This window comes from Streptomyces sp. R818, from assembly GCF_056172735.1.
Genome location: NZ_JAOCNE010000014.1, coordinates 708,828 through 730,345, shown reverse-complemented (window position 1 = coordinate 730,345; position 21,518 = coordinate 708,828). Strand labels below are relative to the sequence as shown.

The following is a 21,518-nucleotide window of genomic DNA, read 5'->3' as shown; positions in this document are numbered from 1 at the left end:
TCACCGAACAGAGATCAACTTGTCGCGCCCGGCCCCTGGTCGGCCTGCTCGCTAGTTCGCGAAGCCCCAGTCGAGCATCTTCGCGGCGTCGTCGAAGACCTCCTTGTCGGAGCCGACGATGGCGCCGACGAGGGTGCGGTGGTCGCGCTCGGCCGCGAACACGAGGGAGTAGCCGGCCTCGGCGCCGCTGCCGGTCTTGATGCCGAGGGCGCCCTCGTAGGCGCTCAGCAGGTCGTTGGTGGTGTTCCAGGTGTAGTACCGGGTGCGGCCGTTGGCGGCGGGGGCCTCCGTCTTGAACTGCTTGAGCTTCACGATGTCGGCGAAGACCGGCTTGAGCATGGCGCGCTGGCCGAGCTTGGCGAGATCGCGGGCGGTGGAGCGGTTGTCGCCGTGCGAGATGCCGTCGAAGGAGTCGAAGTGCGTGCCGGTGAGGCCGAGTTCGCGCGCCTCGGCGTTCATCCGGTCCTGGAAGTCGGCGATCCGCGCGTCGATGGTGTCACCGGCGCCGAAGCTGTCGGCGAGGGCCATCGCGGCGTCGCCGCCGGAGGGGATCAGCATGGCGTGCAGAAGCTGACGGGCGGTCAGCCTGTCGCCGACCTGGAGGTCGGCGGTGCTGGCGCCGTTCTCCGCCACGTAGTCCCGGTACTCCTGCTTCACGGTGATCTGCCGGTCGAGCCACTCCGGGTGCTGGAGCACCACCATGGCCGTCATGATCTTGGTCGTGCTGGCCATCGAGACGCTGACGTCGGCCTTGACACCCGCCCACATGGCGCGTTCCTGGCTGCCGTCGCGGGCGTCGAGGAGGAAGGCGTGGTCGGCGGTGATGTCCGGGGCGGCCTGGTCTCTCGCGGTCGCCGCGCCCTGGTCCCGCACGGCAGGTGCGGCGGTGGCCGCCTCGGCGAGGCCGCCGGCCGTGATCGGCAGGACGGCCCCGACGAGCGCGACCGTCGCGATCCTGGCTCCGGTGCGGTGGATCCGGTGGGGGCGGGCGTGCGAACCCATCAGGCGTCCTTCTTTCCCGGCGCGGGCGCGTCGGCTCGTGGCAGAACTCGGTGCATACCGAACCTACGTGCGCGCGGACAGTCATTGTCAAGATCGACATGTCATGGCCCGGTAACAGGAGGGACAACGATGAAGGTGCCGTGCAGACACTCGGCAGGTCCTATGAGGGCGGCGCGGGCACCGGGTGACGGTCGAGCGCCTGGGCCACGTGGACGAGATGGGAGGCCATGGCGCGGCCGGTCGACGCCGACCAGTCGTGGCCGCGCTCGTCGTCGAGGTAGTCGGGGCCGGGGCCCGGACCGAGGTGCCAGTAGGTCCACGCCTGGCCGGGGACGGTGTAGCCGATGTCGCCGAGGGCGCCGCTGATCTCGCTGATGACGTGGTGGGCGCCGTCCTCGTTGCCGGTGACGAGGACGCCCGCCACCCGGTTGAAGGCGACGGGGCGCTCCTGGTCGTCGGTCTCGCTGAGCATCGCGTCCATCCGCTCAAGCACCCGCTGGGCGACGGAGGAAGGACGGCCGACCCAGGTCGGCGAGGCGATGACCAGGATCTGCGCCGCGAGCAGCTTCTCGTGCACGTCCGGCCAGTCGTCCCCCTCCCCCATGTCCGTCTCGACTCCGGGTTTCAGGTTCAGGTCGACGGCCCGTACGAGGTCCACGTCGACGCCGTGCCCTTTGAGGGCCGCGATGACCGTGCCCGCGAGGGCCTCGGTGTTCGAGGGCTGGGGTGAGGGTTTGAGGGTGCAGTTGATGACCAGTGCTCGCATGGAGCGTCCCTCCCCGTTTCGCACACCTGAGGAGCGCGCCCGCCGGGTATTCACCCGGCCGTGTGCGCAGGTGTCTCAAGCGGTCACCCGGCCGTGTGCGCGGATGTCCAGGTGGCCACCCGGCCAGGTGTGCTCGGGTGTCTCAAGCGGCGTCGAGCAGGGTGTCGAAGGCGGACGGCAGGCGCTTCCACGCCTCGCGCCCGGCGGCGTACTCCGCGTCGGTGAGCAGGCACGAGTCGAGCAACCGGGCCAGGTTGTCGCGGTCGAGGCCGGGCGAGGTGAAGACGAGGTGCTGGCAGCGGTCGCCGTGCGCGGGATGCCAGTCGAGCGCGGCGGCCGCCCTGCGCACGGGCGGGACCAGGTCCCAGGCCGCGTCGGGCAGCGAGGCGAGCCAGGGCCCGGCGTTCTCGACGCACAGGGCGCCGCCCGCCGCGTCCCAGGCGAGCAGGGTGTCGGGGCGGTCCGCGAGCCAGAAGCGGCCCCGGCTGCGCGCGGCGGCGCAGCACAGGTCCTCGAGCGCCTGGTAGAGACGGCCGGGGTGGAACGGCCGGTCGTGGTGCCAGACGAAGGTGACGACGCCGGCCGCGTCCGCATCCTGTGGCAGCAGCGCGCACGCCGGGTGCTGGGCGGCGGCGGCCGTCTCCACGTCGAACCCCGCGAAGGCGAGGCGTGCGAGTTCGGGAGATCCGGCGGTCACGCGCTGGGCGAGGGGGTGGAGTTGAGCGAGGAGGGCGCGGTCCTCGTCGTCCGCCTCCTCGCTGTCGACGACGGCGAGGACGGGCGCGTACTCCAGCTGCCTCGCCCACGTGTCGCTGACCGTCCGCTGGTCGCTCGCCGCGGCCGCGAGCCCCACGTCGGCGAGGTCGTCGCCGTTGCCGAGGCAGGGCAGGACGAGAGCGGGATCGACGGCCGTGACGACATTGGTGAGTCGGAGTGTGTCGCCGCCGTGCGCTGCGACGACCTCGGCCATCGCCCGCGGCTCGACGGAGTCCCACAGTTCGACGATCGCGAGCCGGGTGAGGCCGCCGTCCGCCAGCCGCTCCAGTTCGGGGATCAGGTCCTCGCGCAGGGCGCAGCACGCGCAGTCGTTCACGAGCGGGGTCTCGCCGCGGGACAGCTCGCCCGAGGCGTCGCGCAGGACGCGCAGGACGGTGCCGTCACCGGCGGTGGACAGGTCGTGGTGGAGGGCGACGCTGTCGGGAACGGTGCGCAGCAGGCCGTCCACCGTCTCCCGGCGTGCGGTGGAGTGGAGCCCGGCCACGATCAGGACGGGCATGCGGGTTCCGTGGTTCATAGGGGTCCTCCGGGCGGGCGAGCCGGGGGGCTCGGTGCGGGTGCGGGTGCGGGGCGGGTAAGCATCGCGCCGGATGCCATGCCGTACTCTAATGACAATGGTTTCCATTTCCAAGTCGCATGTCCGCGCTTGCCCCGTGAAAGCCCTCTGAAAGGCAGGTCACCCCGTGTCCGCCCACTGCCAACTGACCGGAGCACAGCCGGGCTTCGGCAACTCCGTGTCCCATTCGCACCGGCGCACCTCGCGCCGCTTCGACCCCAACATCCAGCGCAAGCGGTACTGGCTGCCGAGCGAGGGCCGGCACGTCCGCCTCACGCTCAGCGCGCGCGGCATCAAGGCCGTCGACCGCATCGGCATCGAGGCCGCGGTCGCCCGCATCCGCGCCCGGGGAGGAAAGGTCTGATGGCCAAGAAGAGCAAGATCGCGCAGAACGAGAAGCGCAAGGTGATCGTCGCGCGGTACGCCGCCCGGCGCGCCGAGCTGAAGCGGGTCATCGGGCGCCCGGACACCCCGCCCGCCGAACGGGAGGCCGCGCTGGCCGAGCTGCGCCGCCAGCCGCGTGACGCCAGCGCGACCCGGGTCCGCAACCGCGACAGCGTGGACGGCCGCCCGCGCGGCCACCTGCGCAAGTTCGGGCTCTCGCGCGTACGGGTGCGGGAGCAGGCCCATGCCGGGTTCCTGCCCGGGGTCACCAAGTCGTCGTGGTGAGCGCTGTGTTGGCGGCCTGACGGGGGCCCGCGGGGCGGTGACGCACTCGCGGGCCTTCGCCGAGGCAGTGGGCCCTCCGGCTCCACCGTGCCGAGGTGAGCCCCCTCGGACCCCTGCCACCGTGTCGAGGTGAGCTCCCTCGGACCCCTGCCACCGCGCCGAGGTGAGCCCCCTCGGACCCCTGCCGCCGCGCCGAGGTGAGCTCTCTCTGCCCTCTGCCGCCGCGCCGAGGCAGGCTCCCGGACCCCCTACGCGGGCGTCTCCTCCCGGGCGAACCGTTCGTTGGCCCGGTCGATCTCCGGCATGTGCGTCTCGGCCCACTCCCGGAGCACGGCGAGCGGTTCGTCCAGCGAGAGGCCGAGCGGCGTGAGGCGGTAGAACACCCGCGGCGGCACGGCCGGTTCGACGCGCCTGGCGACCAGGCCGTCGCGCACCATCCCCTGCAAGGTGACCGAGAGCATCTTCTGCGAGATCCCCGGCATCCGGCGCCGCAGCTCCGAGAACCGCACCTCGCCCGCCTCCTCGGCCAGCACCTTGACGGCCATGGAGACCCACTTGGTGCCAATGCGGTCGAGGAGCTTGCGGGTCGGGCACCCGGGGGTGAAGAGATCACCGCGCGGGCCGGCCGTGCCGTGCGCCGTCGAGTCGGTCACCTGGACCTCACCACCTGTCGTCGAAGTGCCGTCTTCCGGCGCTCAGCCTAGTCACTTAGCGTGCCGTGGTATCCGATGGTTACCGACCTGGCTCGGTGGTGGGCACCAACCCGGCCACCGGTCCTGGTCCTGCGAAAGGCGCGCCGTGCCCTCTTCCGCTCCCCCTCCCTCCCCTCCCCCGGTCGAACTCCGCCGCGTCCGGGCCAACGGCGTGCATCTGAACGTCGCGCTCGCCGGGCGCGGCCCCGCCGTCCTCCTGCTCCACGGCTTCCCGCACACCTGGCGGGTCTGGGAGCGCGTGCTCGGCCCGCTGTCCGCCCGGCACCGGGTGATCGCACCCGACCTGCGCGGGTTCGGGGCCAGCGAACACGCCGCCACGGGCTACGACGCCGACACGCTCGCCGACGACGCCCGCGCCCTGCTCACCTCACTGGGGATCACGTCCGCCGCGGTGGTCGCCATCGACGCGGGTGTGACCCCGGCCCTCTCCCTCGCGTTGCGCCACCCCGGCCTCGTACGGCGGCTGGCCGTCATGGAAGCGGTGGCGGGCGGCCTGCCGGGCGCGGAGGACTTCCTGGCCGGCGGGCCCCCGTGGTGGTTCGGGTTCCACTCCGTGCCGGGCCTCGCCGAATCCGTGCTGGTCGGCAACGAGGCGCGGTACGTGGACTTCTTCCTCGACAGCGGCACCCTCGGCGAAGGCGTGCCGCCCGCCGTGCGGGACGCGTTCGTCGCCGCGTACACGGGGCACGACGCCCTGCGCCGCGCCTTCGCGTACTACCGCGCCCTGCCGGAGAGCGCACGGCAGATCCGGCGGGCGGCGGAGCGGGCGCGGCTCACCATGCCCGTACTGACCATCGGCGCGCACCCGGTGGGCCCGGCACTTGAACGCCAACTGCGTTCATTGACGGACGACTTGACGGGGCACTTGCTCGACGACTGCGGTCACATCGTGCCGCTGCACCGGCCCGCCGCGCTGCTGCGGCTCCTCACGCCTTTCCTCGCGTGAGGGTCTTGAGGAGCGCCCGCGCCATCGCCTCCTGGCCCTTGGCGTTGGGGTGGGCCGGGGCGGCCGGGGACGCCGGGACGAGCGGTTCGATCCAGCGGTCGGCGGGCGCCTTGCACATGTCGTGGCCCACGGTCGGGCGATACGTGTCGACGTAGTCGGCACGGTTCAGGTGTGCCACGGCGCGCAGCATGAGATTGAGGCGTTTCTGGGTGTCCCGCAGGTAGGGGAAGTCCTGGGCGGCGAAGGGGACGGTCGGGTAGCAGCCGGTGCCGTCGTCGGGGAGGAGGGCGGGGTAGCCGACGACGACCACGCGCGCGTGCGGCGCCTTGGCGTGCACAGCCCGCAGGATTCGGGTGACCTTCGGTGCGGTCTGGTTGATCTTCAGCGTCAACGCGTCGTGGCCCGCCGCGTTGTAGTGCCGTCGGCACGGGTCGCCGGACAGGTCCTGCGCGCTGAGCCCCGCGCACGTGCTGATGATGGAGCCGAAGCCGATGTCGTTGCCGCCGATCTGCAGGGTCACGAGGTCGGTGTCGCGTCGTACGGCGTCCAGTTGGGGCTTGTTGCTCCCTTGCGCCTGCCACATCTCGGCGGTCGTCGCGCCGCCGCAGCTGACGTCCGTGAACGATGTGACGAGGCGGGTGCGGGCGGTGAGGGAGGGGTAGTTGTGGTCGGAGCGGGCGCAGTCCGCGTCGACCTGGACGGGGATGCCGGGCCCAGAGGTGTAGGAGTCGCCGAGCGCCACGTAGGCCGTGCGGTGGCCTCTCGACTGCTCGCCCGGGGTGGCGGCCCCGGCCGTGCCGGTCATTCCCGCGGTGAGCGCGCAACTGCTCAGCGCGGCGAGCATCACCGTCGTCCATCGCTTTGCCGTCGCTCCGACCGTGCGCGTCCGACGCGTCATGATGCCCCTCCCCTGGAACCCGCTCTCCGGAAGATTCGCACCTTACCCCGCACCCGGGGCCATGGGAGTGGGGTGAACACCGCTCATATGACGCACGCACATATGCGTAATGGTCGGATTGCCACGAGCGGGGCCTCCGAAAGAACGAATTCGCTTTCCGCTCGCATCTCCACCCGTGCGGAATGCGCAATGCGTGCGTTTTGCCAGATGTGTCCGTTCAGGGCCTCCCACACACCAGCCGCAAAGGTGCATTCATGGGCTGCCGCCGCTTTCCCGTCCGTCTGACGCTCGGGTGCCTGCTCGCCGTCCTGGCGTGCACGTCTCCCGCGCTGTCCGCCCCGCCGCCGTCACCGGTCCGCCCCTCGCCGAAGGACGGCCGCGCGGCCGGGGACTTCCCGATGCGCATTGTCGCCTTCGTCGCCAACAGCGGCTCCGGAAGCGTCTCTGCCTTCGATGTCCGCCGCGAACAGCCGCTCAGGACCGTCCCCGTGGGCAAGGAGCCGACCGGGGTCGGCGCGGCCCCCGACGGGTCGCGGGCGTACGTGGCGAACGGCCGGTCCGGGACGGTCTCCTTCATCGAGACCACCGGCCAGAAGGTGGTCGCGACCGTTCGCGTCGGCGCCTTTCCCTATTCCGCTTATCCCAGTCGCGACGGGCGCCGGGTATTCGCGGCGAACTGGGGCGGGGACGATGTCTCGGTCGTCGACACGCGCAGCCGGAAGGTCGTCGCGACGCCGCGGGCCGGCGGTCTGCCGCACAGCGTGGCCACTTTGCCCGACGGCACCGCTTACGTCACCAACAGTGGCAGCAACAACGTCACGGTCCTGTCCACGGCGAACAAACCCGTGGCCCGTATTCCGGTCGGCGATTTCCCCAGCGGAATCAGCGCCACCGCGAAAGGGGACCGGGTCTTCGTCGCCAACACGGGCGCCGGGACCATCTCGGTGATCGACGCCGCCACGCGTAAGGTGACGGCGACCTGGCCGGTCGGCAAGGCGCCGCTGAGCCTGGGTGTCAGCCCCGACGGGCTGCGGCTGTACGCCGCGGACTCCGGGGCCGACAGTCTCCTCGTCATCGACACGAAGAGCGGGCGCGTGCTGTCGCGGGTGCCCGTCGGCAAAGTCCCGCAGGGGCTCGCCGTCGCCCCGGGCGGCACCCGCGTGTGGGTCACCAACGAGGGTTCCGACACCGTCTCGGTCGTCGACCCGACGGTCCCGAAGGTACGGGCGACCCTGCCCACGGGTCACCAGCCCGAGGGCATCGCCATCACACCCAGGTGACGGTTCAGTCCCGGTCGACGTGTGTGCGGAGCACCTTGCGGTCGGCCGCGTCGATGTCGTACGTCGTCTTGTTCCAGTCGGCGGTGTCCACGACGTCGACGGACCACATGGCCCCGCCCTGGTCGGTGTCGTCGAGTTCGACGGAGGTGACCGTGCCCTTGGTCCTGCCGGTCGCGGTGTCGGCGGCCTGCTTCGGCGTCACCTTGGCTTTGGACAGCCGGCCGGCGAGTTCCTTCTTGTCGTCGCTGTCCTGGTCCGAGTCGGTGCGGGCCTCGCCGGCCTTGCCCGTGGCCGCGTCGACGCGGACGGCGCTCTTCGTGCCGTCGCCCGTCGCGACCTCGGCCTCCCAAGTCGGCTTGTCCGCCGGGCCCTTGAGCTCGATGGAGACCGGCTTCGAGCCGTTCACGGCCTTGACGGCGGTGTCCATCGCCTTGTCGTAGCCGACCTTGGCCTGCGGCACGAGAGCCTTGCGCTCGGACTGGTCCTCGGTGAGGCCGCTCGCCGAGGCCGAGGGCGACGTCGAGCCCGAGGCGGAGTCCGCGCCCGAGGGGGACGTCGAGGCGCGGGCGTTGTCGGGGGCCGAGCCGGTCTGCGCCGGATCGCTGTCGTCGCCGCACCCCGCGAGCAGGGCGCCCGCCGCCGCGACGGCACACACCAGACCGAGGCCGCGCGACACGCTCACGCGGCGGCGCACAGGGTTGTAAATGTTCTGTTCTGTACTCATATCGCCACGTTACGGTGCGACCTGACAGGACCAGGACGCCGCGCGGCGCGACGGTCACCCGGGTGCCGCCGCCCCATCCCTCCGTCGGCTCCACCGCCGGAGCGCGATGATCCGGTGATCGGGCACGGAGTCTCCGGCGAGGGCCGGGCCCGCAGGCGGCACCCGGTCAGAGATGGCGGGGCGGGGTGTTGCGGATCGTGGAGCGGCGGGCCCAGAGGGCGCAGCCCAGCAGGGCGAGACCGGCCAGGCCGTATGCCCAGGCGTTCGCGGTTCCCGTGGCCCAGCCGATGCCCCAGGCCACGGACCACACGACGAGGAGGACGCACAGGGCGGTCCACGCCTGGGTCCACATGCGGTGGCGCGCCGCGACCCGATGCAGGGTGCCGCGCTCCCCCGACGGGTTCATAGAAGCGTCACGTATTTGTCGCCTCCCTGGGCATCCGGGTCCGTACGAAGGGAGTGTCCGTGAGCATTGGTGAGATATCGAGAACGGGTGTCGGGCAGCGTGACAGCGAGGAGGTCGCGCGGGAAGAGGCACATGAGAGGGCCAATCGGCGGTGGGCCGAGATCCTGCAGGAGACACGGGTCGCGCAGACCGGCGTGCAGATCCTCTTCGGGTTCCTGCTGAGCGTCGCCTTCACCCCGACCTTTCGCGACCTCGGCGCCTTCGACACCACCGTCTACGTGGCGACCGTGCTGCTCGGCGCCGCCGCGACCGGCGTGCTCATCGCGCCGGTCTCCCTGCACCGGCTGCTGACGGGCCAGCGGCTGAAGGACGACCTGGTGCGCACGGCGGGGCGGCTGATGGTCACGGGGCTCGTCCTCCTGGCGCTCACGATCAGCGGCACGGTCCTCCTGATCCTGCACGTGGTGCTGCCGAATCTGCTCGCCGAGATCCTGGCCGCCCTGATCCTCGTGTGGTTCGCGCTGTGCTGGTACGCGCTGCCGATGCTGCTGAAGCGGCGTTCGGCCCGTCACCAGAAGATCTCCTGACCGCACGTCCCGGGTGTGGAACCGCACGACCCGGGCGAGGAACCGCACGTCCCGGGCGAGGGCCCCGGTCGATCACGCCTTCGATTTTAATACCGGTATAGTAAGGCCGGTATTGTTATTGGTTGCCTGCGTGAGAAGAGCATGACGTGATCGAGATTCTGAACCCCACCCTCGTGAGCCGGGCCAGGGACACCGGCGCCCTGGTCGGCTCCATCCTCCAGGACCTGCGCGGCCGCAGCACCGTCGGGACGAACCTGCTCGACATCGACCGGTGGACCCAGAAGATGATCGCCGAGGCGGGCGCGCAGTCCTGCTACGTGGACTACGCGCCCTCCTTCGGCCGCGGCCCGTTCGGCCACTACATCTGCACGGCGGTCAACGACGCCGTCCTGCACGGGCTGCCGCACGACTACACGCTGGCCGACGGCGACCTCCTGACGCTGGACCTCGCCGTCTCCCTGAACGGCGTCGCCGCGGACGCCGCCATCAGCTTCGTCGTCGGCCGGACAAAGGACCCGCAGAGCCTCGCGCTGATCGAGGTGACCGAGCGCGCCCTCGCCGCGGGCATCGCCGCCGCAGGACCCGGCGCCCGTATCGGCGACCTCTCCCATGCCATCGGCACGGTCCTCGGCGACGCGGGCTACCCGATCAACACCGAGTTCGGCGGCCACGGCATCGGCTCGACGATGCACCAGGACCCGCACGTCCCCAACACCGGCCGCCCCGGGCGCGGTTACACCCTGCGCCCCGGTCTCCTGCTCGCCCTGGAGCCGTGGGTCATGGCGGACACCGCCGAGCTCGTCACCGACGACGACGGCTGGACGCTGCGCAGCGCGACCGGCTGCCGTACCGCGCACACGGAGCACACCATCGCCATCACCGAGGACGGGGCCGAGATCCTCACGCTGCCGAGGTAGCTCCGCCGAAGCGGCGCCATCCAAGCAGCGCTGCCGAAGTTGCCATAACGCCCCGCCGCACCCTGCCGAGTTGATAGCACTGACGGTGAGACACGTCACATCACGCAGGAGTGGACATCATGGCGGCGGACAAGCAGCGCGAGCGGCGGGCGGGTGAGCCGCCCCGGACCACCGGTGATCTGGTCGGCCGCCGGACGGAGCTGGCACAGGTCGTACAGGCGCTCGAGGACCGCCAGGTGGTGACGCTCGTCGGTGTCGGGGGCGTGGGCAAGACCCGGGTGGCGCAGAGCGTCGCCGCGCGACCGCGCCCGGAGCTGCGGGACGGGGCGTGGTGGGTGTCCCTGTCGGGGCTGCGCGACGGCGCGTTGCTGCCGCACACCATCGCCGAGGCGCTGCCGATGGCGCACCAGACGGCCGTTCCGGTGATCGACGCCCTGGCGCACTACCTCGCCGAGCGCAGCCTGCTCCTCGTCCTCGACACGTGTGAGCACCTGACGGCCGAACTGCGGCCCGTGGTGGAGCGGCTGATCGGCGCGTCGCCGGGCCTGCGGATCCTCGCGACGAGCCGGCGCCCGCTCGGCGTCGCGGCGGAGGAGCTGCTGGCCGTGGAGCCGCTGCCGGTCCCCGGCCCCGTGCGGCCGGCGGCCCGGGTGAGCGGGCCGGACGCGGACGCCCTGGTGCTCCTCGCCGACCGGGCGGCGCGGGTCGTCCCCGGGTTCACGGTCACCGAGGCGGGGCGTCCCGATCTGGAGCGTCTGTGCCGTCAGTTGGAGGGTTTGCCGCTGGCGATCGAGCTGGCGGCGGCCCGGCTGCGGGAGCTGTCCCCGGGCGAACTGGCGGACCGTCTCGCGGACCGTATCTCCGACCGCTTCGCGGTGCTCGACGACGACGGCCGGACAACCGGCGGCGCTACGGGGACAGAGCGCGAGGGCGCCGCAGACACCGGAAACACCGAAGACGCCGTAGCCAGCGAAGACGCCGAGGGCGCCGAGACCGCGGACCCGCTGTGGCACCAGGCGCTGCGCACCGCGATCGGCTGGAGCCACCAACTCTGCACCCCCGCCGAGCGGTTGCTCTGGGCGCGCCTGTCGGTCTTCGTCGGCAGCTTCGACGCGGAGGGCGCCGTACAGGTCTGCGGCGACGACCGCCTGGACCGCGCGGACATCCCGCGCCTCCTGTCCGGGCTCGCCGAGAAGTCCATCATCACGTGGGAGCCGACGGCGGCCGGCGAGCGCTACCGGATGCTCGACACGATCCGCGAGTACGGCGAGGACTGGCTGCGCAGCCTGGGCGAGGGCCGCGAGTTCCGCCGCCGCCACCGCACCTGGTACCTGCGGCTCGCCCGCGAGGGCGACGCGGCCTGGATGGGGCCCGACCAGTTCTTCTGGTACGAGCGCATGCACGCCGAGTTCGACAACCTCCGCCTCGCCCTGGAGTCCTGCCTCGGCTCCGCCGACAGCCGCATCGGCCTCGGCATGGCCGGTGACCTGTGGTTCCTGTGGTACGCGTGCGGCCTCGCCCGGGAAGGACGGCACTACCTCGACCGGGCCCTGGCCGCGTTCTCGGGCCCCAGCCCGCTCCGCCTGAAGGCGCTCTACGCCCAGGGCCTCGTCCTGACCGAACTCGGGGACCTGCCCGCCCTGGAGGAGATCGACGCCGAGTGCACCGCCCTGGCGGCACGGTTCGGCGAGGAGGAGGACAGCCTCGCCAAGTCGATCGCGGTGGTGACGGCGGCGCTGCGCGGTGACGCGGTGACCGTGCTGAAGCTGACCGACGAACTGCGCGCCCGGCACAGCCGCTCCCCCGAGGCCATGCTCAGCGTCCCCGGCCTCGGGTCGCTCTCCGTCGGCAGCCACGCGCGCGTGGCCATGGGGATGGCCGAGGAAGCCCTGCCCGGCCTGGACGAGATGCGGCAGGTGTGCGACAGCGCGGGCGAGACGTGGATGCGCGCCTGGGGCGACTCCATCCGCGCCCAGGCCGAGCTCGCCCTGGGCCGCGTCGCCGACGCCGAACTGTCCGCCCGCGCCTCGCTGACCGTCAAGCACCGCATGCACGACAGCTTCGGCTCCGGCATGTGCCTGGAGGCCATCGCCCAGTGCGCGATCGCCGACGGGCAGGCGGAGCGGGCGGCCCGGCTGCTCGGCCTCGCCCACCAGCTGTGGGACACCCTCGGCCGGCCCCAGGTCGGCATCCCGTCCTGGGTCGCGGCCCACGAGGACTGCGTCGCCCGCACCCGTACGGCGCTCGGTGAGGCCGCCTACGACCGCGCCTTCGACACCGGCTACCGGACCGACCTGGACGCGGGCATCGCCGAGGCGCTGAACGGTGTCGTGGCCGGCTCATGAGCGGGCCGGGCCGCACGTGAACCGGCCCGCGGCTCCCGCCCTCGCGCCCGACATGCGGGCATGCCCGGCGCGAGGGACCGTGGAGGGATGACAGACATACGCGTCCCCCCGACAGAGACGCCCCCGGTCGAGGGCTCGACCGCCGAGGCGCATCAGGAGCGTGCCGACGGCGGGGTGTGGGAGCACCCCGCCTGGTGGGTGTGGCTCATCGTGATCGGCTCCGTGCTGGTCGCCGCCTTCTTCGCGGCCCGCATCTCCGGGCTGTGACGGCGGCGCCCCCGCGTCAGTACGGCAGGCTCTCGCGGGTGCGCAGCGCGAAGCGGCGCTCCGCGTAGGCCAGGTCGTCGCGCCACAGCCGTCCCGCCGCCGCGCGCATCAGAGGCCGCATGACCGCGGAGGCGTGCCGGGCGAGGGCGAAGCCCGGCCGCCCGGACGTGGCGATCACCGCTTCCACGACGGCCGTACGGGGTCTGGGGTGGCCGTCGGGCGTCAGGGGCGTCGCGTGGGTCTCCACCACGGAGTCGCGGCCCTCGCCGTCGGTGATGTGCATGACGACCGTACGGGGCTCCGGCGCGGTGAAGACGGCGCGGACCGGGACGACGAGCCGGGAGGTGAGCCGGAAGGAGACCTCCACGACGAACGCGTCGTCCTCGCCGTCGCCCGCGTCACCCGCCGGGCTGTCGACGACGCGCAGGTCCACGAACGAGTACGGGTGGAACCAGGCGCCGTGCCAGGGGTCGAGCCGGTTGGCGACGATGTCCTCCGGTTCGCAGCGGCCGACGCCCGTGTAGACGGCGTGGAGGGACTCGGCCGGCTCCGGGCGCGGCGGGATGACGGGCTGGTCCAGCGGCTGCTCGTCGCCCGCGCCGTTCAGGCGCACCCACATGAGCACCCCGTCGTCGTGGACGGGCAGCGTGCGCCAGCCCGCCTTGCCGTGCGCGCCCAGGGCAAGACCGTGCCAGTGGCAGACGACCTCGCCGCACCGTACGGGGCTGTCCTTCAGCGGCGCGCCCAGGTGCGGGCAGGCGCCGGGACCGGCGGCGAGGTTGCCCTCCGCGTCACGCCAGACGACGAGTTCCCGGCCCGCCACGGTGCGGCCGAGCGGCTTGTCGCGGGGTACGTCGCGGGAGGCCCCGACCACGTACCAGTTGCCGGAGGGGCGGGTCTGGGAGCGTTTCAGCGCCGCCTCGATCAGCGCGGGGCGGGCCGCGCGCCAGGTGGGCTCCTGGCGGTGCCAGGCGGGCGGGTTCCTGCGCAGGGTCAGCGGGAAGCGGGAGCGCGTCGGCCGGTCGCCGCTCATGCGGCCCCCCGGCACACGGTTTCGGCGGTCGCTTCCTCGTGCACGGCGACCGGGGCGACGGGCGGGGCCGGTGGCGCCGAGCGGTGGCTGATCCGGGCGTGCGCGATGCGGGCGAGGCCGTCGAGGGCGACGACCGTGCGGCGGCGGCGCGGGACGACCGCGCGCCGGTGCAGCACGCTGTAGCCGTCGTCGGCGACGGCGTCGAGGATGCCGGAGTAGAGCACGAAGGCGCTGCGGATGCAGGGGCGGGAGACCGGGTCGAGCAGGGCGATGCCGGGCAGCGCCTGCCGGTAGACGCCGCGCGTCAGCTCCTCGAAAGCCTTGAGCGCCCGGGTGATGCGGGGGTCGCGGCGGCCGGTGTCCCGGCTCCACCGCAGCAGTTCACGGTCGACGCCGTGCGCGCCGAGCAGGTCACCGGGGACGTAGATCCGGCCCCGGTCGAGGTCCTCGCCCACGTCCCGCAGGAAGTTGGTGAGCTGGAAGGCGACGCCGAGGTCGGCCGCGTACGGCTCCGCCTCCTCGCGCGGCACGGTGGTGCCGAGGACGGGGACCATCTGGAGCCCGATCACGGCGGCCGAACCGTGCATGTAGCGGCGCAGGTCCGCGTAGGCGGGGTAATCCGTGACGGTCAGGTCGGCGCGCATCGCCGCCATGAAGTCGTGGAAGTGGCGGGCGTCGATCGCATAGCGCCGCGCGGTGTCGGCGAGCGCGAGCACGACGGGCTCGGTGCTGCGCCCGGCGCTCAGGCCGTGGCGCAGGCTCATCGAAAGGCGTTCCAGCGCGGCGGTGCGCTCCAGCGGGTCGGACGGGCCCGTGTCGACGATGTCGTCGGCCCAGCGGGCGAAGCCGTACAGGGCGTGCACGGCCGGGCGGCGGTGGGCCGGGAGGAGGCGGGTGGCGAGGAAGTACGTCTTGCCGTGGCGGGCGTTGAGGGCGCGGCAGTGGGCGTACGCGCGCCGCAGCGCCGGGTCGGTGATGCCTGCGGCGTCGAGTTCTCGGGCGGTCACGAGGGCGCTCCTTCTGAGGTCGTGAGCCGGTACGGGGCGCGGGACTTCGGGGTCGTGCGCAGGCCGGTGATCCTGGCGGCGGCGAGCTTCCCGGACAGCAGCACCGTGGGCACGCCGACGCCCGGGGTGGTGCCGCAGCCCGCGAGGACCGCGTTCGCCGTGCCGCGCACGAGGTTGCGGGGGCGGAAGGGGCCGGTCTGGGCGAAGGTGTGGGCGGCGGAGAACGGGGTGCCCGCCGCGTGGTCCTGGGCGTGCCAGTCGGCGGGGGTGACGAGGCACTGCTCGTCGATGGCGTCGCCGATGCCCTCCAGGCCGCGCCGCTCCAGTTCGGTGAGGAGTTCGGCGCGGTAGCGGGGCGCGAGGTCGCCCCAGTGCGCGGCGCTCGGCCCGATGTCGGTGTTGGGGCAGGGCGCCAGGATGTAGTGCAGGTGCTTGCCCGGAGGGGCCAGGCCGGGGTCGGTGGCGGTGGGCCGGGTGATGAGCAGGGAAGGGTCGCTCATGAGGCGGCCGTGCTTGGTGAGTTCGTCGAAGGTGCCGTGCCAGGCGGCCCCGAACGACAGTGTGTGGTGCGCCAGCTGGGGCCAGGTGCGGTCGGTCCCGGCGTGCAGGATGACGGCCGACGGGGCGTGGCGCAGCGGCACGGTGCGGCGTGGGGCGCGGCCGAGCAGGCGGTAGGTGACGGGCAGGTCGGGGGTGAGGACGACGGCGTCGCAGGGGATCCGCTCGGTGTCGGTGACGACGGCGGTGACGCGGTCGCCGCTGCGTTCCAGGCGCTCCACCCGGCGCCCGTAGCGCAGCTCGGCGCCTGCCGCCGCCGCGGCGTCCGCCATGGCCTGCGGCAGCGCGTGCATGCCGCCGCGCGGGAAGTACACGCCCGCGACGGTGTCCATGTAGGCGATGACCGCGTAGGCGGCCAGGGCGCGGGCCGGCGGGACCCCGGCGTACAGCGCCTGGAAGGAGAAGACGCGGCGCAGCCGTTCGTCCTTGATGAACCGGCTGATCCGGGCGTCCATGCGGCCGAAACCGCCGAGTGCGGCGAGGCGGGCCAGGTCGGGGGTGAGCAGTTGCAGGGGCGAGTCGAAGTTGGTGTCGATGAAGTGCCGCATCTGCGCCCGGTAGAGGCGGTGCAGCCACGCGCGCAGGCGCGCGTACCCGGCCGCCTCCGCCGGTCCCGCGAACTCCTCGACGGCCTGTCGCATGGCGGCGGCGTCGGTGTGCACGTCGAGGGTGCTGCCGTCGGCGAAGGAGGCCCGGTAGGCGGGGTGGAGGGGGATGAGCTCGACGCGGTCGCGCAGCCGCTCCCCCACGGCGGCGAAGGCCTCGTCGGCCAGCTCCGGCATGGTGAGCACGGTCGGCCCCGTGTCGATCGAGTAGCCGCCGCGCGTCAGCCGCCCGGCCCGGCCGCCGGGCAGCTCCTCGCGCTCGACGACGGTGACCCGGCGCCCCGCGCCGAGCAGGTGCAGCGCGGCCGCGAGCCCGGACAGGCCGGCGCCCACGACGACGACGTGGTCGGTCTTTCCTCGGACGGTCCTCATTCGGCCGCCCCCTGGGCGGCGGCGGCCGCCGTGGTGCGGGCGCCCGCCGCCCGGTGCATCAGGGTCCGCAGCCGCGTGCGGGCCACCGGGTCCAGCGGCGCCGTGTCCAGATGGCGGGTGCTGCGGGCGATCAGGCTGCGGATCTTGTCCTCGACGTTGTGCCGGGCGCCGGTGCGTTCGAGGACGCGGCGGATCTCGTCCAGGTCGCTGTCGTCGAGATCCGGGCGGCCGAGGCAGTGGTCCAGGACGCGCAGCGCGTGCCGGTCGCCGTCCGCCTCGGCGCGCGCGTGGGCGAGGGCGACCAGGTAGGTGGGTTTTCCGGCGCAAAGATCGCCGCCCGCGGGTTTGCTTCGCCCGGTGTCGTCGGCGAAGACGTCGTCCAGGTCGTTGCGGAGCTGGAAGGCGAGACCGGCGCCGCGGCCCGCCGCGCCGAGTGCGTGCAGGGTCGTTTCGTCGGCGTCGGCCAGGAGCGCGCCGAGCTGGAGGGGCCGCTCCACCGTGTACAGGGCGGTCTTGAGGCAGGCGGCGCTCAGGGCACGCCGCAGGGACCTGCTGCGGGTCAGCTCGCCCCGCAGGTCCAGGTACTGCCCGGCGACCATCTCCGTCCGCATCCGGGACCAGGTGTCGCGGACGCGGGCCGCGCGCCGCTCGGGCAGCCGGACGGCGGCGGCCTCGTCGTCGGCCCAGGCGAGGGCGAGGTCCCCGGCGAGGATGGCGGCGGACTCGCCGAACCGGTCGCGGCCCGGGTGCGCGGCGGGCTCGTGGTCCGCGGCCAGGTCGACATGGAGGGCGGGCCCGTCGCGGCGCGTCTCCGCGCGGTCCATGACGTCGTCGTGGACCAGGGCGCAGGTCTGGATGAGTTCGAGCGCGGCGCCGAGCCGTACGGCGGCCTCGGTCTGCTCCTCGTCGGGAGGGCCGCACACGCGCAGGCCCCACCACAGGAACTGCGGACGAAGGCGCCGTCCGCCGTCGAGCGTGAAGCGGGCGACGCGTCCGGCGACGTCGGTGCCGAACGTCGCGTCGGCGGCGGTGGCCTGCGCGACGCGCGGCGCGAGCAACTGGCCGAGGCGTCGTTCGACCGTCCGCGCTACCTCGGCGTCGATCTGCCGCACGCGCGCGGGCACGGGCGGGCGTCCGCCGTGCGGGGAAGGACCGTGGTCAGCCCGGCCCGCCCGGTGGGGTGCGACAGTCGTGGTGGCGCCTGTCGCCTCGTCGGGAGGCATGTCGGCTCCTTCGTGGTGGCTTCGCATGGGCAAGTGATCAAAAGGTGTTGCAGGGCATTCCTTGTCACCCACGTGATCGGATGCGCCGTGCTGCGGCAACCGGAGCAACTTCGCCCGCCGCCCGCATCCCGTACCGCCGGATCCACGGAATCGCGCATCCATGATGGGGACTGCGGCGGAAAAGATGTCCGGAGCAGCGATCCCGAGGGCAGGAGGTGTGCGTGCGGTCGGACGTGGTGATCATCGGCGCGGGAGCCGCCGGGCTCTCCCTGGCGGAGCGGCTGTGCACCGCCACGGGCCGGTCGGCGCTGACGGTGTCCCTCGTGCAGCCGCCGCCTGGTCCGCTGCGCCCACCGCCGCGGACCTGGTGTTTCTGGGAGAGCGGCGTCGGACGCTACGACGAGGCCGTCACCGCCGCCTGGAACCGGATGCGGGTGCGCGGGACCGACGGGCGCCTGGTGGACACCCGTACCGGCGCCCTGCGGTACAAGATGATCCGCTCCCCCGACTTCGAGGCGGCCGTCGAGCGGCGCCTCGCGTCCCGCTCCGCGCTGACCCGCACGGAGGGCGTCGTCGAGGGGATCGAGGGCACCGCGCGCGGGGCGCAGGTACTGCTGCGTACGGCCCAAGGGCGCCAGGAGACCCTGTCGGCCCGCTGGGTCTTCGACTCACGGCCGCTCGGCAGCCTGCCCCCGGCGCGTACGACGCTGCTGCAGCACTTCCGCGGCTGGTTCGTGCGCACCCCGCGGCCCGTGTTCGACGCCGGTTCCGTCGAGCTGATGGACTTCCGCACGCCGCAGCCGGAGCGCGGCCTGGCCTTCAGCTACGTCCTGCCCACGAGCCCGCACACCGCGCTGGTGGAGTACACGCAGTTCTCGTCGTCGGTGCTGCCGTCCGAGGAGTACGACCGTGCCCTGCGCGCTTATCTGGACACGGTCCTCGCGGTCGGCGACTTCGACGTGGAGGCGCGGGAGGAGGGCGTCATCCCCATGACGGACGCCCGGTTCGCGCGCCAGAGCGGCCAGTCCGTCTTCCGGATCGGCGCGGCGGGCGGCGCCACCCGTCCCTCCACGGGCTACACGTTCGCCGCCATCCAGCGCCAGACGGCGGCCATCGCCGCCGCCCTGCACGCGGGACGGCGGCCGGTGCCGCCCGCCCCGCACTCGCTGCGCTCGCGCGCCATGGACGCGATCCTGCTGCACGCCCTGGCGAGCGGCCGCCTCGACGGGGCGGCCTTCTTCACCCGCCTGTTCTCACGCGTCCCCGCCCCGCGCCTGCTGCGCTTCCTCGACGGCGCCACCACCGTCTACGAGGACCTCGCCATCGGCCTGAACAGCCCCGTGCTGCCCCTGCTGCGCAGCGCGGCGACGCTCCCCGCCCAGCCCCTGCGCCCCTTTCCCGGCCCCTGAGACCCCGCCGGGCCCTGTCAAGGAGAACCATGCCGACGCTGCACGACGCCTCCCTCGCCGGGGCGTTCGACCACGCCGCCCGAAGCTACGACGCGCTCGTACGGGCCAACCCCGGCTACCACGCCCACCTGCGGCGCTCGGCGCGCCGCCTCGGTCTTCCCGCGCGGGGGCACACTCCGCGCGTCCTCGACCTGGGGTGCGGCACGGGCGCGTCGACCGCCGCCCTGCTGTCCGCGCTGCCGGACGCGGAGATCACCGCCGTGGACGCCTCGGCCGGGATGCTGGAGCGGGCCGCGGCCAAGCGCTGGCCGAGCCGCGTCGCCTTCGTCCACTCCCCGGCGGAGCGGCTGGCCGACGCCGGGGTCGACGGCCCGTTCGACGCGGTCTTCGCCGCCTACCTGTTCCGCAACACGGTGGAGCCCGGCCAGGTCCTGTCCGCCGTGCGCGACGTGCTGCGCCCCGGCGGCCGGCTGGCGGTGCACGACTACACGCTGAGCGGCACGCTGCGCCACCGCGCCGTGTGGTCGGCGGTCTGCGCGGGGCTGCTGCCCGTGACCGCCGCCCTGGGCGACGGGGCGCTGTACCGGCATCTGTGGCGCAGCGTCGTCGAGTTCGACACCGCCGAGCGGTTCGCCGGGCGGCTCACGGGCGCGGGGTTCGAACGGGTCCGCGTCCTGCCGCTGCCCGGCTGGCAGACCGGCATCACGCACACCATCGTCGGCCAGGTGCCGCACGACCCGCACGAACAGACGCGCCCCGGCGTCGGCCAGGTGCCGCGGGAAGGGGCCCGCGCGTGAGGCGAGGGACCGATCTGCCGCCCGGGGCACGCGACCGCCTGGCCGTCCGTCTCCCGGCCGCTCCCGGCGCGCCGTCCGCGACCGGCACGCCTCCGTCGACCGCCGTCGTGGGAGGCGGCATCGCCGGACTCGCGACCGCGGCCGCCCTCGCCGAACGCGGCGTGCGGGTCACCCTGTTCGAGCGCGAGGCCACGCTCGGCGGCCGTCTCGCGGGCTGGAGCACCCGCCTAGCGGACGGCTCGACGGCCACCATGAGCCGCGGCTTCCACGCCTTCTTCCGGCAGTACTACAACCTGCGGGCCCTGCTGCGGCGCACGGACCCGCACCTGGAGCGCCTGACCCGGCTGCCGGACTACCCGCTGTGGCACGCGGGCGGCGCGCGGGACAGCTTTCAGCACGTGCCGCGGACCCCGCCGTGGAGCGCCATGGGCTTCGCCCTGACCAGCCCCACGTTCACACTGCGCGATCTGCCCCGGATCAACGCGCGGGCGGCCCTGCCGCTGATGGACGTACGCGTGCCGGAGGTCTACGAGCGCCTGGACGCGGTCAGCGCCCACGACCTCCTGGCCACCATCCGCTTCCCCGAGGCCGCCCACCACCTGGCCTTCGAGGTGTTCTCGCGGAGCTTCTTCGCCGATCCGCGCGAGCTGTCGGCGGCCGAGATGGCGCTCATGTTCCACATCTACTTCCTGGGCTCCGCCGAAGGGCTCCTGTTCGACGTGCCCAACGAGCCGTTCCCGTCGGCCCTGTGGGACCCGCTGAGCCGCTATCTGGAGGCGCTGGGCGTCGACATCCGGGTCTCGGCACCGGTCGACCGCGTCACGCCCGTGTCCGGCGGCGGCTTCCTCCTGGAGGCGGGGGCCCGGAGCGAGACCTACGACGCGTGCGTACTCGCGCTCGACACCCGCGGCCTCCAGCAACTGGCCGAGCGCAGCCCCGCGCTCGCCGACGAGGGCTGGCGCGCCCGGATCGCCCGGCTGCGGACGGCGCCCGCCTTCCTCGTCTCCCGGCTGTGGCTGGACCGGCCGGTCGCCGCCGACCGCGCGGGCTTCCTCGGCACCAGCGGCTACGGCGGCCTCGACAATGTGAGCGTGCTCGAACGCTGGGAGCACGAGGCGCAGAACTGGTCGCGCCGGTCGGGTGGTTCGGTCGTCGAGCTGCACGCGTACGCGGTCGAGGACGGCGCCGACCGGAAGGCCGAACAGGACGACTTGGTCGAGCAGTTGCACCGCGTCTACCCCGAGACACGGGACGCCATGGTCGTCGACGCGCGGCACGAGTGGCGGGACGACTGCCCGCTGTTCGAGGTCGGCGGCTACCCGGACCGGCCGACGGTGCGCACCTCCCACCCGTGCCTGATGGTCGCCGGGGACCTGGTGCGTACGGAGCTGCCGGTGGCGCTGATGGAGCGGGCCGCGACCAGCGGCCTGCTCGCTGCCGACGCGCTGCTGCGGCAGTGGCGGCTGCGGGGGCACGAGGTCTGGACGGTCCCGACGCGCGGACGCAGCGCCGTGCTGCGACACCTGGCCCGCTGAGGCGCTGTCGCCGTCAGCGGTGGGGCGCGGGGCTGGTTCGGTGACGGCTCGAGTGGCCCCGTCGGTGAGGGGGCGCGGGGGCCAGCTTGGTTACGGCTTCCGCAGCCCCGTCAGCGATGGGGCGCG

The 21,518-nt window shown here is 73.4% G+C and carries 22 protein-coding genes; 11 read left to right on the top strand and 11 right to left on the bottom strand.

Going from position 1 to position 21,518, the window contains the following annotated elements; genetic code table 11:
- Positions 1–51 precede the first annotated feature (51 nt).
- The 3 genes from N5I75_RS35115 to N5I75_RS35105 all read right to left on the bottom strand — a co-directional run bounded on the left by N5I75_RS35115 (position 52) and on the right by N5I75_RS35105 (position 3,062).
- Entirely contained in the window at positions 52–1,002 is a 951-nt protein-coding gene (locus tag N5I75_RS35115) for a D-alanyl-D-alanine carboxypeptidase family protein (protein ID WP_476684199.1), read from the bottom strand.
- Positions 1,003–1,162: 160 nt separating this feature from the next.
- On the bottom strand, positions 1,163–1,768 hold the full coding sequence (locus N5I75_RS35110) for a flavodoxin family protein (protein WP_476684198.1): 606 nt from the start codon (positions 1,766–1,768) through the stop codon (positions 1,163–1,165).
- A gap of 142 nt (positions 1,769–1,910) precedes the next feature.
- On the bottom strand, positions 1,911–3,062 hold the full coding sequence (locus tag N5I75_RS35105) for a CobW family GTP-binding protein (protein WP_476684197.1): 1,152 nt from the start codon (positions 3,060–3,062) through the stop codon (positions 1,911–1,913).
- Positions 3,063–3,228: 166 nt separating this feature from the next.
- Between N5I75_RS35105 and rpmB the strand changes: the two genes are divergently transcribed.
- Entirely contained in the window at positions 3,229–3,465 is a 237-nt protein-coding gene (rpmB, locus tag N5I75_RS35100; RefSeq protein WP_476684196.1) for a 50S ribosomal protein L28, read from the top strand.
- The gene (gene rpsN, locus N5I75_RS35095) at positions 3,465–3,770 is read left to right on the top strand and encodes a 30S ribosomal protein S14 (protein ID WP_476684195.1); all 306 of its coding nucleotides are present in this window, start codon (positions 3,465–3,467) and stop codon (positions 3,768–3,770) included. The genes rpmB and rpsN overlap by 1 nt, the downstream gene beginning before the upstream one ends.
- A gap of 248 nt (positions 3,771–4,018) precedes the next feature.
- Here rpsN and N5I75_RS35090 read toward each other — a convergent pair whose 3' ends face one another.
- Entirely contained in the window at positions 4,019–4,423 is a 405-nt protein-coding gene (locus N5I75_RS35090) for a winged helix-turn-helix transcriptional regulator (protein WP_476684194.1), read from the bottom strand.
- Between the two features lie 145 nt (positions 4,424–4,568).
- Between N5I75_RS35090 and N5I75_RS35085 the strand changes: the two genes are divergently transcribed.
- Positions 4,569–5,429, top strand: a complete 861-nt coding sequence (locus N5I75_RS35085) for an alpha/beta fold hydrolase (RefSeq protein ID WP_476684193.1) — start codon at positions 4,569–4,571, stop codon at positions 5,427–5,429.
- On the opposite strand, the gene N5I75_RS35080 is transcribed toward N5I75_RS35085, so the two are convergent.
- A complete protein-coding gene (locus N5I75_RS35080) occupies positions 5,410–6,327 on the bottom strand; it encodes an SGNH/GDSL hydrolase family protein (protein ID WP_476684192.1) in 918 nt (305 codons plus the stop codon). The genes N5I75_RS35085 and N5I75_RS35080 overlap by 20 nt on opposite strands.
- Before the next feature lie 254 nt (positions 6,328–6,581).
- Here N5I75_RS35080 and N5I75_RS35075 point away from each other — a divergent pair, with 254 nt between their 5' ends.
- Positions 6,582–7,607 (top strand): YVTN family beta-propeller repeat protein, encoded by a 1,026-nt coding sequence (locus tag N5I75_RS35075; RefSeq protein ID WP_476684191.1) that lies wholly within the window; start codon positions 6,582–6,584, stop codon positions 7,605–7,607.
- A 4-nt stretch (positions 7,608–7,611) separates the two neighbouring features.
- On the opposite strand, the gene N5I75_RS35070 is transcribed toward N5I75_RS35075, so the two are convergent.
- Both N5I75_RS35070 and N5I75_RS35065 read right to left on the bottom strand, forming a co-directional pair.
- Complete coding sequence (locus tag N5I75_RS35070) at positions 7,612–8,331, bottom strand: PepSY domain-containing protein (protein WP_476684190.1); 720 nt, start codon at positions 8,329–8,331, stop codon at positions 7,612–7,614.
- 166 nt (positions 8,332–8,497) lie between these two features.
- The gene (locus N5I75_RS35065) at positions 8,498–8,737 is read right to left on the bottom strand and encodes a hypothetical protein (RefSeq protein ID WP_476684189.1); all 240 of its coding nucleotides are present in this window, start codon (positions 8,735–8,737) and stop codon (positions 8,498–8,500) included.
- A gap of 65 nt (positions 8,738–8,802) precedes the next feature.
- Between N5I75_RS35065 and N5I75_RS35060 the strand changes: the two genes are divergently transcribed.
- The 4 genes from N5I75_RS35060 to N5I75_RS35045 all read left to right on the top strand — a co-directional run bounded on the left by N5I75_RS35060 (position 8,803) and on the right by N5I75_RS35045 (position 12,853).
- Positions 8,803–9,324: a DUF6328 family protein gene (locus N5I75_RS35060; protein ID WP_476684893.1), complete on the top strand. Its 522-nt coding sequence runs from the start codon at positions 8,803–8,805 to the stop codon at positions 9,322–9,324.
- A gap of 146 nt (positions 9,325–9,470) precedes the next feature.
- A complete protein-coding gene (gene map, locus N5I75_RS35055; protein ID WP_476684188.1) occupies positions 9,471–10,241 on the top strand; it encodes a type I methionyl aminopeptidase in 771 nt (256 codons plus the stop codon).
- Positions 10,242–10,360: 119 nt separating this feature from the next.
- Positions 10,361–12,586: an ATP-binding protein gene (locus N5I75_RS35050; RefSeq protein WP_476684187.1), complete on the top strand. Its 2,226-nt coding sequence runs from the start codon at positions 10,361–10,363 to the stop codon at positions 12,584–12,586.
- 87 nt (positions 12,587–12,673) lie between these two features.
- Positions 12,674–12,853: a DUF6480 family protein gene (locus N5I75_RS35045; protein ID WP_476684186.1), complete on the top strand. Its 180-nt coding sequence runs from the start codon at positions 12,674–12,676 to the stop codon at positions 12,851–12,853.
- 16 nt (positions 12,854–12,869) lie between these two features.
- On the opposite strand, the gene N5I75_RS35040 is transcribed toward N5I75_RS35045, so the two are convergent.
- Genes N5I75_RS35040 through N5I75_RS35025 form a run of 4 tightly spaced genes read right to left on the bottom strand, consistent with a single transcriptional unit; the run spans position 12,870 to position 17,651 of the window.
- A complete protein-coding gene (locus N5I75_RS35040) occupies positions 12,870–13,886 on the bottom strand; it encodes a DUF5914 domain-containing protein (RefSeq protein WP_476684185.1) in 1,017 nt (338 codons plus the stop codon).
- The gene (locus tag N5I75_RS35035) at positions 13,883–14,893 is read right to left on the bottom strand and encodes a phytoene/squalene synthase family protein (protein WP_476684184.1); all 1,011 of its coding nucleotides are present in this window, start codon (positions 14,891–14,893) and stop codon (positions 13,883–13,885) included. Before N5I75_RS35035 ends, N5I75_RS35040 begins: the two co-directional genes overlap by 4 nt.
- Positions 14,890–16,428: a phytoene desaturase family protein gene (crtI, locus tag N5I75_RS35030; protein ID WP_476684183.1), complete on the bottom strand. Its 1,539-nt coding sequence runs from the start codon at positions 16,426–16,428 to the stop codon at positions 14,890–14,892. The genes N5I75_RS35035 and crtI overlap by 4 nt, the downstream gene beginning before the upstream one ends.
- Positions 16,425–17,651 (bottom strand): polyprenyl synthetase family protein, encoded by a 1,227-nt coding sequence (locus N5I75_RS35025; RefSeq protein WP_476684182.1) that lies wholly within the window; start codon positions 17,649–17,651, stop codon positions 16,425–16,427. The genes crtI and N5I75_RS35025 overlap by 4 nt, the downstream gene beginning before the upstream one ends.
- 221 nt (positions 17,652–17,872) lie before the next feature.
- On the opposite strand from N5I75_RS35025, the gene N5I75_RS35020 reads away from it, so the two are divergent.
- The 3 genes from N5I75_RS35020 to N5I75_RS35010 are packed head-to-tail and all read left to right on the top strand — an operon-like array spanning position 17,873 to position 21,392.
- Positions 17,873–19,060: a lycopene cyclase family protein gene (locus N5I75_RS35020; RefSeq protein WP_476684181.1), complete on the top strand. Its 1,188-nt coding sequence runs from the start codon at positions 17,873–17,875 to the stop codon at positions 19,058–19,060.
- Between the two features lie 29 nt (positions 19,061–19,089).
- Positions 19,090–19,857: a methyltransferase domain-containing protein gene (locus N5I75_RS35015; RefSeq protein ID WP_476684180.1), complete on the top strand. Its 768-nt coding sequence runs from the start codon at positions 19,090–19,092 to the stop codon at positions 19,855–19,857.
- On the top strand, positions 19,854–21,392 hold the full coding sequence (locus N5I75_RS35010; protein WP_476684179.1) for an FAD-dependent oxidoreductase: 1,539 nt from the start codon (positions 19,854–19,856) through the stop codon (positions 21,390–21,392). Before N5I75_RS35015 ends, N5I75_RS35010 begins: the two co-directional genes overlap by 4 nt.
- Positions 21,393–21,518 lie beyond the last annotated feature (126 nt).